The sequence below is a fragment of the Streptomyces cinereospinus genome (assembly GCF_042430725.1).
Taxonomy (GTDB): Bacteria; Actinomycetota; Actinomycetes; order Streptomycetales; family Streptomycetaceae; genus Streptomyces; species Streptomyces cinereospinus.
The window spans coordinates 32,674-50,103 of the sequence record NZ_JBHMCY010000055.1 but is presented as its reverse complement, the minus strand read 5'-3'; the positions used below and the strand labels follow the sequence as shown (position 1 = coordinate 50,103).

Here is a 17,430-nt window from a genome sequence, read left to right as displayed (position 1 = left end):
CCCCGTGCCGCCGCCTGTCCTCGGGCCCCGTGCCGCCGCCTGTCCTCGGGCCCCGTGCCGCCGCCTGTCCTCGGGCCCCGGGTCACCGCCCGTCCCCGGGCCCCGGGTCACCGGCCGGGCTCGTGACGCCCGGTTCCGGGCCTCGCCGCGCTGCCGTCACTCGCTGATTCCCCCGCTCCCGGCCGCGTTCGAGCGGGCGGACCTGCGTCACGTCGCCCGGCGGTGCACGGCACCGGACGCCGCTCCCGGATCCGGCCTGATCACGAGACACCCCCTGGCCGAGGCGTCGCGTGCTCCCGCACCGGGGCGGTGACCGGCAGCCGGACCGTGAACACCGTCGCCCCGGTCCGCCGGTCGGCTCGACGGTGCCGCCGTGCGCCCGCACCAGGGAGCCGGCCGCCGACAGGCCGAGCCCGCCACCGCCGCGGTCGCGGCTGCGGGCCTCGTCGACCCGGCAGAAGCGGTCGACGACCGGGTACCGGTCGGTGGCCGGTGTCCCGGGTCCGGCGTCGCGGCCCGCCCGGGCCGGCCGGTTCTCCCCGTGGCGGTTCCCGGCCCGTGGCCGCTGGTGGCAGGCGAACCCGTACCGGATCGCGACCGGCGGGGGCCTCCGACGCCCGCCTGCCCGGCCGCGGCCTCGACCCGTGCGCGGTGGTCGAGGGCCGGGCGGCGCGGCGGGCGGCCGAGCTGCGGACCGGCGCCGGGGTGCGGCACCGCTGCCTCGACGCGGGGGTGGCGTGGTCGTCGCGGGCGGCCCGTGGCGCGGGGGCGTACGGCACCCCGAGCACGCCGGCCGGGTGTGCGCCGTCCTGGAGCTGACCGACGGGGCGGTGGCGACGGCCGCCCGCCACGAACGCGGCGAGCGCATCCTCGACGGCCGCACCGGGCGCCCGGCGGCCGGCCTTGCCGGCGTCACGGTCGTCGCCCCCACCCTCACCGAGGCGGAAGCCGCCGCCACGGCCGCCTTCGCGACGGGCCCCGAGGGTGTCGCCCGGTCGGCCGACCGGGCGGGCTGCGAGGTGTACGCCGTGGACACCGGGCGCCGGGTGCGGCGTACGGCGGGGCTGCCGATGGCCGCGCAGCCCCGCGCCGGCGCGCAGAACCGAACGCGGGCCGCCAAAGTCCCGCAACACAACGGGTCTAGACTCTCCCCCGCAACGGCCCGCCCCCCCAGGCGAGCGCGGGCGGCGACTGCCACACCCGAAGGGCGTTCGGCGTTTTGATACGGATAGATTCAGTCACCAAGCGGTACCCCGACGGCACGGTGGCGGTCGACCGGCTGTCACTGGAGATACCCGACCGTTCCATCACCGTCCTCGTCGGGCCCTCGGGATGCGGCAAGACGACCACCCTGCGGATGATCAACCGGATGGTCGACCCCAGCGAGGGCACGATCCTGCTCGACGGTGTCGACATCATGCAGCAGCCGGTCAACACCCTGCGCCGGTCCATGGGTTACGTCATCCAGCACGCCGGCCTCTTCCAGCACCGCACGATCGTCGACAACATCGCCACCGTGCCCCGGATGCTCGGCTGGGGCAAGGACAAGGCGCGGGCCCGGGCACGGGAGCTGATGGAGCGGGTCGGCCTCGACGCCTCCCTCGCCAGGCGGTACCCCTACCAGCTCTCCGGCGGCCAGCAGCAACGCGTCGGCGTGGCCCGGGCGCTCGCCGCCGATCCGCCGGTACTGCTGATGGACGAGCCGTTCTCCGCCGTCGACCCGGTCGTCCGCAAGGGCCTCCAGGACGAGTTGCTGCGCATCCAGGACGAGTTGGGCAAAACCATCGTCTTCGTCACGCACGACATCGACGAGGCCGTCAAACTCGGCACCATGGTCGCCGTGATGCGCACCGGCGGCCGGCTCGCCCAGTTCGCCCCGCCCGCCGAACTGCTGTCCAGCCCCGCGGACGAGTTCGTCGAGGACTTCCTCGGCGCCGACCGGGGCATCCGCCGGCTGTCGTTCTTCCCGTCCGCCGGGCTGGAACTGCTCACCACGCCGATCGTCGCCGTCGACGCCACCGCCGAGCAGATCGCCGACCGCGGCGCGGACGCCCCCTACCTCCTCGTCACCGGCCTGGACGGCAGGCCCCTCGGCTGGAGCGCGCCGGGCGACCTCGCCGCCGGGCGGATCGAGCGCGACCGGCTGCTGCCGTACGGCCGCCCGTTCGTCGCCGAGCGCGACTCGCTGCGGGCCGCGCTCGACGGCGCCGTCCTGTCGCCCACCGGCTGGGCCGTCGCCGTGGACGGCGAGGGCCGGGCCGCCGGCGTCGTCTCCCAGCAGACCATCGCCGAGGCGATCCGCGGCGCGCACGCCGCCGCACCCGCCGCGCACCCCGCGGACACCCCCGCGCAGGCCGCGCCGTGAACGGCCTCTTCGACCTGCCCAGCGACCTGCAGAACACCTACTGGGGCCTGATCGCCCTGCACCTGCGCGAGGCGCTGATCCCGGTGCTGGCCGGGCTGCTCGTGGCGCTGCCGGCGGCCCAGCTGTGCGTGCGGCTGCGCTGGCTGTACCCGCCCGTGCTGTGGGTGACGACCGTGCTGTACGCGATCCCCTCGCTCGCCTTCTTCGTCGTCCTCATCGACTACACCGGACTGAGCGAGACCACGGTGATGATCCCGCTCGCCGTGTACAGCCTGGTGGTGTTCGTCCCGGCGATCGTGGACGGCGTCCGCTCGGTGCCGCGCGAGACCCTCGACGCCGCCACCGCCATGGGCTTCGGCCCCGTACGCCGCTATGTACAGGTGCAGTTGCCCATCGCCGCGCCCGCGATCATCGCCGGACTGCGGGTGGCGTCGGTGTCCAGCATCTCCCTGGTCAGCGTCGGCATGCTGATCGGCAACCAGGGAGCCCTCGGCAACCTGCTCAACAGCGGCATGATCTACAACCAGCCGCGCCTGGTGTGGCTCTCCGTCATCGGCACCGCCGTCCTCGCCATCCTCGTGGACGCCGCGCTGATCGGCCTGCGGATCCTGGTCACGCCCTGGATGCCGCGCGGCGGCCGCAGGTCCGCGCGCCCGACCGCCCCGAAGGACGCCGCCCGGTGAACGTACTGGACTTCATCAACGCCTTCTTCAGCGACAGCGCCCGCTGGGAGGGGTACGACGGCATCCCCACCCGCCTCCTGGAGCACGTCCAGTACACGCTGGCGGCGCTCGGCATCGCCGCCGGCGTCGGACTCCCCGTCGGCCTGCTCACCGGGCACACCGGACGCGGCGGCAACACGCTCGCCCTCATCGCCACCGCCGCCCGCGCGCTGCCCAGCTTCGGGCTGATGGTGCTGATGTTCGTGCTGCTCGGCCTCGGTCCGGCCCCGGTGATGATCCCGCTGGTCGTCCTCGCGGTGCCGCCGATCCTGGTCACCACCTACGAGGCGGTGCGCTCGGTCGACCCGGCCCCCGTGGACGCCGCGCGGGGCATGGGCATGGCCGAGACGGGGGTCCTGTTCCGGGTCGAACTCCCGGTCGCGCTGCCGCTGATCCTCAGCGGCCTGCGCTCGGCGGCCATCCAGATCGTCTCGACGGCCACCATCGCCGCGTACGTCAGCTTCGGCGGCCTCGGCCGCTACATCGTCGACGGCCTCTACCAGCGGGACTACGAGAAGGTCGTGGGCGGCGCCACGCTGGTCGCCGTGCTGGCGCTGGTCACGCTCGGCGCGTTCTGGGCGGCCGGGCGCCTGACCGTGTCGCGCGGGGTCCGCCGCGGCGGCTGACCCCGCCGGAGGACCTCAGCCCCCGGTGCGGGCCAGCGCCAGCTCCAGGACGACCAGCAGCGCGTCCCGCACCGAGCCGCGCTCCCGGGCGTCGAACACGACCACCGGGACGTGCTCGCCGACGTCGAGCGCCCAGCGGACCTCCTCCAGCGCGTGCCCGACCTTCCCGTCGAAGGCGTTGACCGCCACCGCGAACGGGATCCGCCGGTGCTCGAAGTAGTCCACGGCCGCGTAGCAGTCGTCCAGCCGGCGGGTGTCGACGACGACCAGCGCGCCGACCGCGCCCTCGATGATGTCGTCCCACATGAAGCCGAACCGTTCCTGTCCCGGCGTGCCGAACAGGTACAGCTTCAGCGTCGGGTCGATGGTGATGCAGCCGAAGTCCATCGCGACCGTGGTCGTGGTCTTGCGCGGGGTGTGCGACAGGTCGTCCACCCCGGCCGCGACCTCCGTGATGGCGGCCTCGGTGGTCAGCGGCTCGATCTCGGAGACGGCACCGACGGCGGTGGTCTTGCCCACGCCGAAGCCGCCCGCGATCACCAGCTTCACCGGCAGCGGCGGCCGTACGGCACGCTGCGCGGCCGTGCCGGCGGCGGGCGTTTCAGTCGGTGTCACGGAGTACCCCCCGGGAGTCGGGGATGGCGCGCAGGCCATCGATAACCCTTCGCAGGACGGACGCGTCGTGGGTGACGGCGGCGTTCGGCACGTACACCGCCAGCTGCCCGGCGGTGCGCAGGTCCTCGGCGAGGACCCGGACGACGTTGAGGTGCAGCCGCAGCAACGCGGCGATCTCCGCGATGGACTGGGGCCGCTCGCAGGCGGCGACGATGTCGTGCCGCTCGAAGGAGAGCCGGTCGAGCGCGTCGAGGCCCTCGGCGGTGGCCACCACCTGGGTCTCGACGGGCAACGCCCGGGCGGACGCGGCCTCGCCCGCGCCCGCCACCCGGCCGGCGGTGACGAGGAACGGCCGTACGGCGGGGACCGGGCCGACCGGGCCCGGGGGCGTCGGGTCGTCCGCCATCAGGTGTCTTCCTCCTCGGCCGGGCGGTGACCGGTCAGCCCGTCGACGCGGCGCCGACGCTGTTCTTCAGTTCGAGGACGAGCTGGGGGCTGAGCGCGGCACCCGCCCGGTTCGCGAACAGCGTCATCTCGTAGGCGATGTTGCCCAGCTTGGCCTCCTTGTCGGCGACCACGCCGAGCACCGCGCCGCTGCCGATCGCGGAGACCAGGACGTGCCCGCCCTCCAGGTCGATGATGACCTTGTTCAGCGCGCCGAGGCCGTAGTTGCCGGAGGCGCCCGCGGCCAGGCTGGTCAGACCGGAGACGATCGCCGCCAGCCGCTCGGAGTGCGCGCGCTCCCGCAGCTGCGCGACGGCGATCAGCAGTCCGTCCGAGGACACCGCGATGGCGTCCACCACACCGGCGGTCCCGGTCGCGAACCGGTTGAGCAGCCAGGTGAAGTCGGCCGCGGCGGACCGCAGTTCGTCCGGCGTGGCGCCTTCCGTCGGAGTGCCACCTGTCGACGTGCTCACTGCTCCGCTCCTTCCGGGAGGTGCTGGGGGTCGTGCGGGTCGCTGTCGTGTGCCGTGCGGGGGCCGTCCCCGTCCGCCGGGTGGGCGCGGTCGGGTGCCGTGCCGGTACGGGGGCCGTCCGGTGCGCGGGCGCGGTCCGCCGCGGTGTCCCGGTGGGCGCGTTCCACGGCCGCCTCGAACTCCTCCAGGGCGTCGCGGACGGCCTCGGCGTCGGCGGGCGCGGCGGCCTGCCGTGCGGCCGGGTGCTCGCCCTCGGCGCCGGCGGTGGTCCGCAGGGTGGCGCCCCGGACCCGGCGGCGCAGCGGGCGGGAACCGCTCGCGGGCTCTGCCGCGGAGCGGGCCCGGGGGATGCGCGGGGAACCGGCGTCACCGGCGGCGGCACCGCGCCGGGGGACCCGCCGGGGGAGCGGGCCGAGGCCGTCCGCGGCGGTGCCGTACCGCCCGCGCGGGGGGCCGGCCGCGGCGTCCACCGGGTCGGCCGGCCCGCCCGGTACGGAAGTTGGGGGCGGCGGGCCGGACCGGCGGCCCGCCGGGCCACTGCCTGGCCCGCCGTCACCGGACGCCGCTTCGGCCGCGGTACGGCCCGGGGCCGTACCGCCGGGGGGCGGAACGGCCGTCGTACGGTGCACCGCCGTGCCGCTCGGCGGTGCCGGGGCCGTACGGGATGCGGCCGCGTCGGCCCTCGTGCCGCCCGGGGCCGCGCGGCCGGGCGCCGCCTCGGCCGTCGTACCGCTCGCCGTCGTACCGCCGGGGGCGACCGCGCCCGTCGCCGGCAGCAGCGCCGCCGGGACGGCGATCTCGGCCGTCACACCGCCGCCGGGCGTGCGGGTGAGGGTGACGCCGATCTTCCAGCGGCGGGCCAGGTTGCCCACCACGAACAGGCCCAGCACCTTGGTCGGGACCAGGTCGAGGCGTTCGCGGCGGATCAGGCGGGCGTTCTCCTCGGCGAGCCGCTCGGCGCTCATGCCGAGGCCGTGGTCGGCGACGGTGATCGTCGTGCCCTCCGCGGCCGCCTGGACCGTCACCTCGACGGGACTGCCCTCGGGCGAGAACGACACGGCGTTCTCCAGCAGTTCGGCCACCATCAGCGTGAGGTCGCCCACGGCATCCGGCTCGACCATGACCTGGGACCCGGCGTGCAGCTGGACCCGCTGGTACCCCTCGATCTGCCCCAGCGCGGCCCGTACCACGGTGGTGAGCGCGGTCGGCCCGGCGTCCAGGACGCTCTCGCGGATGCCCGCGAGCAGCATCAGGCTGTCGGCGTTGCGGCGCAGCCGGACCGCGATGTGGTCGATGCTGTAGAGGCTTTCCAGCAGCGCGGGATCGGTCTCGCCGCGCTCGACGGCGTCGATGAGCGCGAGCTGCCGGGTGGTGAGGTTGCTGACCCGGCGGCCGACGTTGCCGAACATCTCGGCGACGTTGCGGCGACTGAGCACCTGCCGCTCCAGCAGCGCGGCGGCCGTGGTCTGCACCTGGTTGAAGGCGTCGGCGAGGTCGCCGATCTCGTCCCTGGCGGTGACCGGGACCTCGCGCAGCCGCGGCGGCGCGTCGTCCTCGGTGTCGTCGTCGGCCACCCGCGCCAGCTCACGGCCGGCCACGTCGGCGACCTGCCGGGCGGCCCCGGTGAGCGCCTGCACCGGCCGCACCACCGAGCGGCGCACCACCACCGACACCGCGCCCCACAGCAGGAAGCCGGACACGGCGAGCACCAGCAGCCAGGCGGCGTTCCACCAGGCGTCGTCGGAGGCGTCGTCGGCCCGGTCGGCGATCTGGCCGATGAGCGAGCCGGTGATGGCCAGCCGGGTCTCGGACTGCCGGCCGTAGGTGGGGTAGCCGGACAGGGCCAGGCTGACCTTGGCGCGGATCACGGCGGGCGTCGCGGCCTGCAACGAGCTCGGGTCGATCTGCAGCTCGGCGTAGTGCCGCAGGATGGTCGCCTGGGCGGGGTTGTGCTCGATGCCGCGCAGCTCGGCCGCCTGTTCCTCGGTGGCGAACCGGCCGAAGCGCTCGGCCTGGTGCTCCCACAGCTCGTGGGCGCCGACCGCGCCGATGAACTCGATGAGCGCGTTGGAGTCACCGGTGGTGGCCGAGAAGACGCTGGTCTCGAACGAGCCGTGGGCGGCGTCGGCGCGCAGCAGGGAGTCCAGCAGGTTGCCGGTGAAGGTGGCCGCGAGAGCCGCGTTGCGGTCCAGGCCGAGGCCGTCGATCAGGCCCTGGGCGGCGTTGTGGTAGGCCGGGTCGATGTTGTCGGCGGGCAGATAGCCGCCCTCGACGGTCCGGCGCAGGCTGCCCAGGCCGTTGACCTCCCGCAGCGCCTGCGCCTCGGTCCGCGGCAGCCGGTCGCCGAACGCGGCGCGCACCTTCTCGACCTGGGCGTCGGTCTCCCGCTGGGCGGCGCGGTAGGCGGACAGCGAGGGGGTGGCGCCACTGCCGTCGGCCTCGTGGCGCACGGACAGCAGGATGGCCTGCTGGTGCTCGGTCTCCACCCGGTCGACGAGTTCGGCGACCTGCGCGCTGTCCCGGACCAGCGCGGCGGCCTCCGCCGCGCTGCGCGCCTGTGACACCTGCCCGGAGATGAGGTACGTGAGCAGTACACCCAGCCCGGCCAGCGGCACGCCGACCAGGACGTTGAGCTTCTGCCGGAACGGCCGGCGATCGGCGAAGCCGCGCAGGCCGCCCCGGGCCGGCGGTGGTGCCGGCCGTGCGGGTTCCCCCGGTCCCGGCGAGGCCGGGCGCCCGGCCGAGGGCGCGCCCACTCCGTTCGTGGACACCGAGCCTCCTTCCTGGGGTGTCGCACCGCGCGCGGAGCGGAACGCGCGTGTCCGTTCACGCGCGTCGGTTCCGTTCGCGGGTCGTGTCCGATCGGGTTCGCTGGTGCGGAAGTGACCGAGGGGGCCTGTGTCACTGCTGTGACGGAAGGCCAACTCCCGGTGAGACTATCGCCTCCCGGGAGGCCCGATCCCGGCACTCAACGTCAAGAATCCGTTACGACCCGCTCTGCGGAGGCACGTCATCCGCTCGGCCTGCCTCCACAACCGGTCACTCATCGAAGCCATTTGGTGACCTGGCCGCTCTTGACTGGGCGAGAACAAGCTGGATTGGATCAGTGAGTGCGGTGTGCGCGCCGCGTACCACGGCGGGCCCGCACGGGTCCGCACGTCACGCCATCGCCATGTTCCCCCGCCACATCACCAAGCCCGGAACGGGAATCGTGACTTCAACCGTGAAGAGCACCTGGTCCAGTACGAGACACCGCGGCGCGGCCGCCGTCGGCCTCGCCGTCGCGGCGGCGCTGGTCGCCGGCTGTGGCTCGTCCTCCGACGACACGTCGGACAACCCGCTCGCGGAGGGCTCGTCGGACGGCAGGACCGTCGTCGTCGGCTCCAACAACTTCGCCGAGAGCATCCTCCTCGCCGACATCTACGGCGAGGCCCTGAAGGCCAAGGGCATCGAGGTCGAGTACAAGCCCAACATCGGCAGCCGCGAGACCACGTACGGCCTGCTGAAGAACGGCAGCATCACCGTCCTGCCCGAGTACAACGGCTCGCTGCTGGCCTATCTCGACCCCGACGCCGCGCAGGAGTCGGCCGCGGCCGTCAACGCGGCCGTCAAGACCAAGCTGGACGCGAAGCTGACGCTCCTCGAGTCGGCGCCGGCCGAGGACAAGGACTCGGTGTCCGTCAACGCCGAGACGGCCGAGAAGTACGGCCTCACCGCCCAGTCCACTCTCGCCGACCTCAAGGACGTCGCTCCCGAGCTGGTCATCGGCGGTTCGCCGGAGTTCCAGACCCGGCAGCAGGGGCTGATCGGGCTGGAGAAGGAGTACGGCCTGAAGTTCAAGTCCTTCACGGCCCTGGACGCCGGCGGCCCGCTGACCCAGGCGGCGCTGACGAAGAACACCGTGCAGGCCGCGGACATCTTCACCACCGACCCGACCATCACCAAGGAGAGGTTCGTCGTCCTCCAGGACCCGAAGAATCTCTTCGGCTTCGCGAACGTGACCCCGCTGGTGTACAAGAGCGGCCTCTCCCAGGAGGGCGTCGACACCCTCGACGCGGTCTCCGCCAAGCTCGACACCAAGACGCTGCTCGACCTGGACTCCCAGGTGCAGCTGGAGAACAAGGACCCGCTGGACGTGGCCCAGGCGTGGCTGAAGTCGGTCGGTCTGGACTGACGCACGGCGTACCCCGGACGGCAGCGCCCCACACGGTCGCTGCCGTTCTTCGCACCTCGCCCACACCTGCCGCGGTGATCCGGTCGTCGGCCTGGTCGCGCCGGACGGCTCGGTGTACCGGCTGGAGTCCTCCAGCGGCCCGGACTCCGCGGGCGACGTCCGGACCACCTGTACGGTGAACGCGTCCGGCGAGGCCGCCAACGGCACCTGGGGAGCATCGTGTCCAGCACGTGGCCGCCCAGGACACGGGCCGGCTGAACAGCTGGAGCCTGACCTTCCGGGACGAGCAGGGCGAGTAGGACGAGCCGGGACGACCGGCCGGGCGACCGGCGGAGTCGGCGGAACGCGACGAGCCGCGACCAGCGGCCGTGCGCCGGGACGGGGCACCGGCCCCGCCCGGCGCACGGCCGTTCCGGCGTGGGGCCCGGCGGCGGCCGGCGTCCCCGCGGGGTCACCCGGCCAGCCAGGGCTCCGCCCAGTCCTCGAACCGCCGCCCCAGTTCCTCCTGCGCCGCCGCGACGAGGGCGTCCGGAGCGTCCGCCGGGAGCAGGCCGAAGCGCCGGTCCAGCCAGGCCGCGTACGCGGAGTGGCCGTCGGTGTGCCGCTCGCCCGGCTCCCGGTAGAAGTAGGCGCAGTCCCAGAACACCCGTATCTCCGCGTCGAAGCCGAGCAGCCGGAACAGCTCGCGCAGGTCGCGCGCCACGACGTGCATTCCGCCCTCGTCCCCGAAGACCACCACCGGCAGGGTGGCGAGGTCCGTCCGGTCGTCGAGCCGCCACAGCGCGTAGAACGAACCGGAGGCGTTGGCCCGAGCGAAGGGCACGAGGCGGGCGGCGAACTCCGGCGCCTGCGACCAGGTGTCGACCCAGGACGTGTCCCCGTAGGCGAACAGGCCGAAGCCGTCGGCGTAGTTCCCGAAGCCGAGTTCGTCCTGGAGCTCCTTGAGCGCGTTGAGCTCCGCGACGGGCGAGTACGAGGTGTCCACTGTGTCTCCAGGGCCGGACTTCCGGCGGCTGTTCCCGCCGGCGTACGACCACCGTAGAAGGCCCCACTGACATGGACGCGGACGCCCGGCGGAGTCAGGACGCCACGCGGCTCTCCAGCGAGGCCAGTACGCGGGCCCCGCGGTCGGCGCGGCTGTCGAGGCCGAGCAGTAAGCCGGGCACCGCGATGCTCGGCAGCATGTGGGACCACAGCACCGACAGGCGCCGCCCGAGGTCCTCCCGCTCGGTCAGCGCCCGCGACATCAGCTGGATGCCGGTGAACGAACCGACCAGCAGCTCCACCGTCGCCCGCGGCTCCACCGTCGGCAGCAACTCCCCCTGCCTCCGGGCCTGTTCCATCAGCGGCGTCAGATGGTCGACCCACTGCCGGAACGGCCCCGTGTGGTCCACCCCCTGCGGCGCGCACTGGTCCACCGCCATCCGCATGCTGCCCCGGAGCAGGGCGTTGCTCAGCAGCCGCTGGGCGACCACGAAGGTGATGTCGATGATCTCCTGCACCTTGCAGGGCTGGGGGGGAATCGCCCCGAAGGGCACCTGCTCGTCGAGTACCGCCTGGGCGAGGGACTCCTTGGAGGGGAAGTGGAAGTACAGCGCCCCTTTGGTGACTTCGGCGCGTTCCAGCACCATGGCGATGGTGGTGGAGGTGTAGCCGTGTTCGTCGAAGACCGCGCCGGCGGCTTCCAGGATCGCCCTGCGTGTCCTGATGGCGCGCTCCTGTTTCGCCATGAGAGACCCTCTCCTGCGCCCAGTGGCCGGTTCATGCCGGTGGCGCCACGATCGTGCCGGAACTGCCCTGATCATAGGGTGCTACGGAGTGATCGCATTGAAAACAAACCGGTCGCCTCGTATTCTGGCGCCCACGCGCCATGGATGTGCCCACCGTCCGCAGAGCCCTCCGGGGAAACCGTAGGGAGAAACATGCCATACACGCGGCCACGTGCCGAGACCCCGACTCTGACGGCGACCGTTCCCCGGCAGTTCGTGCACCGCGCGGCCGTCGCCGAGACCTTCCTCACCGGCTGGCGGCAGACGGGAACCGACCGCTTCGCCGTGTCCGCCCAGTGGCCCCGGGCCCACGGGTTGCACGTGTCGTCCGACCGCTCCGCGTACGAGCCGCTGCTCGTCGTGGAGACCGTGCGCCAGAGCGGGACTTTGATCGCGCACACCGAGTACGACGTGCCCCTGGGCCACCACTTCGTGCTCCAGGAGTTCGACGTCGACACCGCCCCCGAGTACCTGGAGGTCGGCCCGGCGCCCGCCGAGCCGGTCGTGGACGTGCACTTCGCCGAGGTGCGGCACCGGGCCGGCCGCCCCGCCGGCGCCCGCTACACCGCCGACGTGACGCTCGGCGGCGTCCGCGTGGCGACCGCCCGGGTCGCCTTCACCTGCGTCACGGAGTCCGTCTACGGCAGGCTGCGCGGCGGCCGCACCCCGGCCACCGTGTCCGTGCCGCCGCCACCGAGCGGACTGCCGCCCCGGGCCGTGGGCCGGGCGCTGGACGCGGACGTCGTCCTGGCGCCGACCGGCCGGAACGACCACTGGCGCCTGAGAATTGATACCGCGCATCCCGTTTTCTTCGACCATCCGCTCGACCATGCCCCCGGCATGCTGCTGCTGGAGTCCGCCCGCCAGGCGGCTCGCGTCACGGCACCCGGGGCGGGCACGCCGGCCGCCTTCCGGTCCGTCTTCCACCGCTACGCCGAACTGGACCAGCCCGTATGGATCCAGGCGAGCGACGAGAACGGCACGGGCGTACGCGTCGTCGCCACCCAGGGAAAGTCGGCGGTCTTCGAGTGTCTGGTCGGCATGGCCGGGGCGTGAGATATCGTGTGCGTGGGGTAAGAAACAAACGGCATAACCCGTTTTCATTCCCAGGAGAGTTCAGCCGATGGCGAGGCAGTTACGAGCCGAGCAGACCCGCGCCACGATCATCACGGCTGCCGCCGACCTGTTCGACCGTCACGGCTACGAGTCGACCAGCCTCAGCGACATCGTCGAGCACGCCCAAGTCACCAAGGGGGCCCTCTACTTCCACTTCGCGGCGAAGGAGGACCTGGCGCACGCCATCATGGAGATCCAGTCGCAGGCCTCGCGGCGGCTGGCCCGTGAGGCGGACGACCGGGAGTGCTCGTCGCTGGAAGGCCTGATGCGCATCACGTTCGGCCTCGTGCGGCTCACCGTGGACGGGCCCGTCGCCCGCGCCGGCCTGCGGCTGGCCACCGGCGGCGTCGGGGTGCGCCCGCCCATGCCGCACCCCTTCGCGGAGTGGCTCGACATCGTGTCCAGGAAACTGCTCGGCGCCGTCAAGGAGTCCGACATCCACCCGGACGTCGACCTCGACGCCATCGCCCACTCCCTGCTGAGCTTCTTCATCGGGATACGCGTCACGGGCCGCACCCTCGACCCCGTCCGGCGGCTGCCCCGCCGGCTCACCGAGATGTGGTACGTGCTCATCCGCGGCCTGGTGCCGGTGACCAGGCGCCCGCGCTACCTGGGGCTCGCCACGCAGCTCGAACGGGAGATCAGGGTCTACTGAGGCGCGCGGTACGGTGAGCCGCATGCCCGACACCGCGCCCGCGCCCGTGATCCTCGGCAACGAGACCGGCTCCTTCCCGCACAGCGTGCTGGCCGAACGCCATCCCGCGATCATCCGGCAGGTGCGCGCGTCCCTCCCGTACGGCCCGCACCGGCAGCGCGCCCTCGACGCACTGCTCGCCGGCTGCGCCGACGGCGTGATCGAACCCCTCCCGGCCGACGCGCACGACCGGGACCGGTGGGCCGCCTGGGGGCTCGACACGTACGCCGGGCAGTCCTGGTTCGACGTGCCCTGGCTGTGGTCGGAGAGCTACTTCTACCGCCGGCTCCTCGAAGCCGTCGGCTACTTCCGCCCCGGACCCGAGCACGCCGTCGACCCGTTCCGCCCGGTCAAGACCGCCGAACTCGACGCGCCGCGCACCGACGAGGAACTGTCCGCCCTCGACCGCCTGGAGTCCCGACCGGCCGGCGAACGCGCCCGGGCCCTGCTGCACGGCTCGCTCTGGGGCAACCGCGCCGACCTCGGCTTCCGGCTGTCCGCCGGCGGTGACACCCCGGCCGCCGCCCCCGGCCTGGTCGCCGACGACAGCGAGATCCTGTGGTCGCTGCTGCCGCCCGCCGGCTCCGGCACCCTCTGCCTGGTCGCCGACAACGCCGGGCGCGAACTCGTCCCCGACCTGCTCCTCGTCGCCCACCTCCTCGCCGAGGGCCGCATCGGGCGGGTCGTGCTGCACGTCAAGCCGTACCCGTACTACGTCTCCGACGCCACCCCCGCCGACCTGCTCGACGCGCTGCGCCGGCTGACGGCGGCGCCGGGCGCGGCCGGCGCGTACGGGCGGCTCCTGTGGTCGGCGGTGACCGACGGCCGGCTGACGGTACGGGCCCACCCGTTCTCCTGCGGGCCCCTGCCGTACGCCGAGATGCCCGGCGACCTGCGCGCCGAGTTCGCCGCGGCGGCGCTCACCGTGGTCAAGGGCGACCTCAACTACCGTCGCCTCGTGGGCGACCGGCGCTGGCCCCCGACCACCCCTTTCGCCGACTTGACCGACTACTTCCCCGGCCCGGTCGCCGCCCTGCGCACCCTGAAGTCCGACGTGATCTGCGGGCTCGACGCCGGCACCGAGGCGGCGCTGGTGGCCGCGGAGGGGCAGCGCTGGCGGACCGCCGGCACCCATGCGCTGATCCAGGTCAACGCGGGTGCGGGCACGGGCAGGACCTCCGGCGCCCCCTGATACGGCCCCGTCGGGGCGGGTGGCGCCGCGCCGCCCCGCCCTCCCGGCCACCGCATCCGTGCTGATGCTTCGTCAGGTCCGCTCGGCCACCTCCTCGTCCCGGTCCCGGCGGAGGAAGTCCTCGACCACACGGATCAGTTCGAGCGGCGTCTCGTCCATCGCGTAGTGGCCGGCGCTCGGCAGCTCGACGAGTTCGGCGCGTGCGTACCAGGTCAGCCACGTCCGGCGGAGCAGGCCGGCCGGCAGGGCGGGGTCGAGCGCCCCGGCGACGGCGAGCGCGGGGACCGCCGACCCCGCGACCTGCGCGTGGAAGTCCTCACCCGCCCAGGAGTCCAGCCAGGCCCGGAACGCCTTCGGGTCGCTGCTGGTCAAGGAGCGGGCGACCACGCGGTCCAGCCAGGCGTCCGGACGGCGGCCGCCCGTGGTGACGTCGATGATGGCGCGACGGTTCTCCGACCGGTGGGCGGCGTCCGCGAATAGCTCCCACTGCTCCGGCGGCAGCGCCAGCCCGGAGGCGGGCACCGGGGAGACGCCCACCACCGCGCGCAGCCGGTGCGGGGCGACGGCCAGCAGCCGCTGGGCGACCGCGCCGCCCATGGAGTGCCCGACGACCGAGAAGCGCGCCCAGCCGAGCCGGTCGGCCAGCGCCACCAGGTCGCGCGCCGCCTCACCGGTCGTGTACGCGCCGTCCGCGTCCCTGGCCCGTCCGTAGCCGCGCAGATCGACGAACGCGTACTGGAAGGACGTACGGTCCACGTCCGGCAGGACGGGCGCGTACGCGGACCGGTCGGCGAACCAGCCGTGCACCGCGAACACCTTGTGGGTGCCGTCGCCGTGCAGCTCATGGGGGAGCAGGAAGGAGGTCATGCGCACACCGTGGCCGGTGCGCCGGGACGCGGCAAGAGCGCGTGCGACGGCGCGGTGCCGGTGACGTCGGCGGTGCGCATTCAGCCCCGATTCACGCGATGGTGTGATCATGTCCCGGCCCGTGGATGCCCCTGCCGGGTCACGGGTAGGGCCCGGCCATGACGCAGCAGCCGTTCGAACTCCCGCACTTCTACATGCCGTATCCCGCGCGGCTGAACCCCCATGTCGAGCAGGCCCGGGCCCATTCGACCGGGTGGGCACGCCAGATGGGCATGCTGGAGGGGTCCGGGATCTGGGAGCAGGCCGACCTCGACGCGCACGACTACGGCCTGCTCTGCGCCTACACGCACCCCGACTGCGACGCCGAGGCGCTCTCCCTCGTCACCGACTGGTACGTGTGGGTCTTCTTCTTCGACGACCACTTCCTGGAGATCTTCAAGCGCAGCCAGGACCGGGCCGGCGGCAAGGCCTACCTGGACCGGCTGCCGCTGTTCATGCCGCTCGATCTGGCCACGCCCGTGCCCGCGCCGCAGAACCCGGTCGAGGCGGGCCTCGCCGACCTGTGGGCGCGCACGGTGCCCGCCATGTCGATGGACTGGCGCCGCCGCTTCGCCGTCGCGACCGAGCACCTGCTGAACGAGTCCCTGTGGGAGCTGTCCAACATCAACGAGGGCCGGATCGCCAACCCCGTCGAATACATCGAGATGCGCCGCAAGGTCGGCGGGGCCCCCTGGTCCGCCGGGCTGGTGGAGTACGCGACCGCCGAGGTGCCCGCGTCCGTGGCCGGGACCCGCCCGCTGAGGGTGCTGATGGAGACGTTCTCCGACGGCGTCCACCTGCGCAACGACCTGTTCTCCTACCAGCGGGAGGTCGAGGACGAGGGCGAGCTGAGCAATGGGGTGCTCGTCCTGGAGACCTTCTTCGGCTGCACCACCCAGGAGGCCGCCGAGGCCGTCAACGACATCCTCACCTCCCGGCTCCACCAGTTCGAGCACACCGCGTTCACCGAGGTGCCCGCGCTGGCCCTGGAGCGGGGCCTCGCCCCGGACCAGCTGGCCGCGATCGCCGCCTACACCAAGGGCCTGCAGGACTGGCAGTCCGGCGGCCACGAGTGGCACATGCGCTCCAGCCGCTACATGAACGGGAACGCCAGGGCGACCGCCTTCCGGCCCGGCCACGCCACCGGACCGGGCACCTCGGGCACCGACATCCGGTCGCTGCTCGCCTCGGCGGGCGCCGAGCGGCTGCGCGCCCACACGCACGTGCCGTACCAGAAGGTCGGACCGTCCCGCATCCCCGACTTCCACATGCCGTTCCAGGTGCGCCTCAACCCCGATCTGGACGGGGCCCGGGCGCGCCTGCTGCCCTGGGCGCACGGTGTCGGCATGCTCAGCGAGGGCGTGTGGGACGAGGACAAGCTCGCCGCCGGCGACCTGGCGCTCTGCTCGGCCGGGCTCGACCCGGACGGCACCCCCGAGGCCCTCGACCTCAGCGCCTGCTGGCTGGCCTGGGGCACCTACGGCGACGACTACTACCCCCTTGTCTTCGGGCACCGCCGGGACCTCGCCGCCGCCAGACTGTGCACGGAACGCCTCTCGGCCTGCATGGCCGTCGACGGCGCCGCACCCGTCGTCCCGGGGAACGCGATGGAGCGCGGCCTCATCGACCTGTGGCAGCGCACCACGGCCGGCATGGACGAGGAGGCCCGCCGCCGGCTGAAGGCCTCGATCGAGGTGATGACGGAGAGCTGGGTGTGGGAGGTGGCGAACCAGGTCCACCACCGCATCCCCGACCCCGTGGACTACCTGGAGATGCGCCGCGCCACCTTCGGCTCCGACCTCACCCTCAGCCTCTGCCGGATGGGCCACGGCCCCGGCATCCCGCCGGAGGTCTACCGCAGCGGCCCCGTCCGCTCGCTGGAGAACGCCGCCATGGACTACGCGTGCCTCCTCAACGACGTCTTCTCCTACCAGAAGGAGATCGAGTACGAGGGGGAGATCCACAACGCCGTCCTCGTGGTGCAGAACTTCTTCGGCACCGACTACCCGACCGCCCTGACCGTCGTCAACGACCTGATGACCCAGCGCATGCAGCAGTTCGAGCACGTGGTGGCCACCGAACTGCCGGTGGTGTACGAGGACTTCGGGCTCTCGGAGCAGGAGCGGCAGAGCATGGCGGGGTACGTGACCGCGTTGCAGAACTGGATGGCGGGCATCCTGAACTGGCACCGGGAGGTCGACCGCTACAAGTCCGGCTACCTGGAGCGACGCGCCCACGGATTCCTGCCGGACCGGGCGCCGTCCGTGCCCCTGCCGGTCAGCTGACCCGCCCCGCCGCCCGGCCGTCGGCAGTCGGTCTCACCCGTTCGTGGCT

Annotated in this window: 15 protein-coding genes and 1 pseudogene; 9 read left to right on the top strand and 7 right to left on the bottom strand. The window is 73.4% G+C overall.

Features of this window, described 5'->3' with window-relative positions; all coding sequences use genetic code 11:
• Positions 1 to 584 precede the first annotated feature (584 nt).
• The 4 genes and pseudogenes from ACFF45_RS25100 to ACFF45_RS25085 form a co-directional block, all read left to right on the top strand.
• Positions 585 to 1,079 (top strand): annotated as a pseudogene (locus ACFF45_RS25100) (FAD:protein FMN transferase); the annotation flags it as partial.
• Between the two features lie 140 nt (positions 1,080 to 1,219).
• Positions 1,220 to 2,365, top strand: a complete 1,146-nt coding sequence (locus tag ACFF45_RS25095; protein ID WP_381348717.1) for an ABC transporter ATP-binding protein — start codon at positions 1,220 to 1,222, stop codon at positions 2,363 to 2,365.
• Entirely contained in the window at positions 2,362 to 3,048 is a 687-nt protein-coding gene (locus ACFF45_RS25090) for an ABC transporter permease (RefSeq protein ID WP_381348716.1), read from the top strand. The genes ACFF45_RS25095 and ACFF45_RS25090 overlap by 4 nt, the downstream gene beginning before the upstream one ends.
• Positions 3,045 to 3,713 carry an ABC transporter permease gene (locus ACFF45_RS25085; protein ID WP_381348715.1) on the top strand — a complete coding sequence of 223 codons (669 nt, stop codon included), beginning with the start codon at positions 3,045 to 3,047 and terminating at the stop codon, positions 3,711 to 3,713. Before ACFF45_RS25090 ends, ACFF45_RS25085 begins: the two co-directional genes overlap by 4 nt.
• Before the next feature lie 15 nt (positions 3,714 to 3,728).
• On the opposite strand, the gene ACFF45_RS25080 is transcribed toward ACFF45_RS25085, so the two are convergent.
• Genes ACFF45_RS25080 through ACFF45_RS25065 form a run of 4 tightly spaced genes read right to left on the bottom strand, consistent with a single transcriptional unit; the run spans position 3,729 to position 8,016 of the window.
• Positions 3,729 to 4,328 (bottom strand): GTP-binding protein, encoded by a 600-nt coding sequence (locus tag ACFF45_RS25080; RefSeq protein ID WP_381348714.1) that lies wholly within the window; start codon positions 4,326 to 4,328, stop codon positions 3,729 to 3,731.
• On the bottom strand, positions 4,315 to 4,734 hold the full coding sequence (locus ACFF45_RS25075) for a DUF742 domain-containing protein (protein ID WP_381348713.1): 420 nt from the start codon (positions 4,732 to 4,734) through the stop codon (positions 4,315 to 4,317). Before ACFF45_RS25075 ends, ACFF45_RS25080 begins: the two co-directional genes overlap by 14 nt.
• A 34-nt stretch (positions 4,735 to 4,768) precedes the next feature.
• Positions 4,769 to 5,245, bottom strand: a complete 477-nt coding sequence (locus tag ACFF45_RS25070) for a roadblock/LC7 domain-containing protein (RefSeq protein ID WP_381348712.1) — start codon at positions 5,243 to 5,245, stop codon at positions 4,769 to 4,771.
• Positions 5,242 to 8,016, bottom strand: a complete 2,775-nt coding sequence (locus tag ACFF45_RS25065) for an ATP-binding protein (RefSeq protein ID WP_381348711.1) — start codon at positions 8,014 to 8,016, stop codon at positions 5,242 to 5,244. Before ACFF45_RS25065 ends, ACFF45_RS25070 begins: the two co-directional genes overlap by 4 nt.
• Positions 8,017 to 8,456: 440 nt before the next feature.
• On the opposite strand from ACFF45_RS25065, the gene ACFF45_RS25060 reads away from it, so the two are divergent.
• Positions 8,457 to 9,419 carry an ABC transporter substrate-binding protein gene (locus tag ACFF45_RS25060; RefSeq protein ID WP_381348710.1) on the top strand — a complete coding sequence of 321 codons (963 nt, stop codon included), beginning with the start codon at positions 8,457 to 8,459 and terminating at the stop codon, positions 9,417 to 9,419.
• 451 nt (positions 9,420 to 9,870) lie between these two features.
• On the opposite strand, the gene ACFF45_RS25055 is transcribed toward ACFF45_RS25060, so the two are convergent.
• Entirely contained in the window at positions 9,871 to 10,404 is a 534-nt protein-coding gene (locus ACFF45_RS25055) for a hypothetical protein (protein WP_381348709.1), read from the bottom strand.
• Between the two features lie 94 nt (positions 10,405 to 10,498).
• Complete coding sequence (locus ACFF45_RS25050) at positions 10,499 to 11,149, bottom strand: ScbR family autoregulator-binding transcription factor (RefSeq protein WP_381348708.1); 651 nt, start codon at positions 11,147 to 11,149, stop codon at positions 10,499 to 10,501.
• A gap of 192 nt (positions 11,150 to 11,341) precedes the next feature.
• On the opposite strand from ACFF45_RS25050, the gene ACFF45_RS25045 reads away from it, so the two are divergent.
• The 3 genes from ACFF45_RS25045 (at position 11,342) to ACFF45_RS25035 (ending at position 14,190) form a co-directional block, all read left to right on the top strand.
• Positions 11,342 to 12,244 carry a ScbA/BarX family gamma-butyrolactone biosynthesis protein gene (locus ACFF45_RS25045; RefSeq protein ID WP_381348707.1) on the top strand — a complete coding sequence of 301 codons (903 nt, stop codon included), beginning with the start codon at positions 11,342 to 11,344 and terminating at the stop codon, positions 12,242 to 12,244.
• Positions 12,245 to 12,311: 67 nt separating this feature from the next.
• On the top strand, positions 12,312 to 12,959 hold the full coding sequence (locus ACFF45_RS25040) for a ScbR family autoregulator-binding transcription factor (RefSeq protein ID WP_381348706.1): 648 nt from the start codon (positions 12,312 to 12,314) through the stop codon (positions 12,957 to 12,959).
• A 22-nt stretch (positions 12,960 to 12,981) separates the two neighbouring features.
• Positions 12,982 to 14,190, top strand: a complete 1,209-nt coding sequence (locus ACFF45_RS25035; RefSeq protein ID WP_381348705.1) for a damage-control phosphatase ARMT1 family protein — start codon at positions 12,982 to 12,984, stop codon at positions 14,188 to 14,190.
• A gap of 72 nt (positions 14,191 to 14,262) precedes the next feature.
• Here ACFF45_RS25035 and ACFF45_RS25030 read toward each other — a convergent pair whose 3' ends face one another.
• Complete coding sequence (locus ACFF45_RS25030) at positions 14,263 to 15,057, bottom strand: alpha/beta fold hydrolase (RefSeq protein WP_381348704.1); 795 nt, start codon at positions 15,055 to 15,057, stop codon at positions 14,263 to 14,265.
• A gap of 158 nt (positions 15,058 to 15,215) precedes the next feature.
• Here ACFF45_RS25030 and cyc2 point away from each other — a divergent pair, with 158 nt between their 5' ends.
• Positions 15,216 to 17,381: a germacradienol/geosmin synthase Cyc2 gene (gene cyc2 / locus ACFF45_RS25025; protein WP_381348703.1), complete on the top strand. Its 2,166-nt coding sequence runs from the start codon at positions 15,216 to 15,218 to the stop codon at positions 17,379 to 17,381.
• Positions 17,382 to 17,430: the final 49 nt, after the last annotated feature.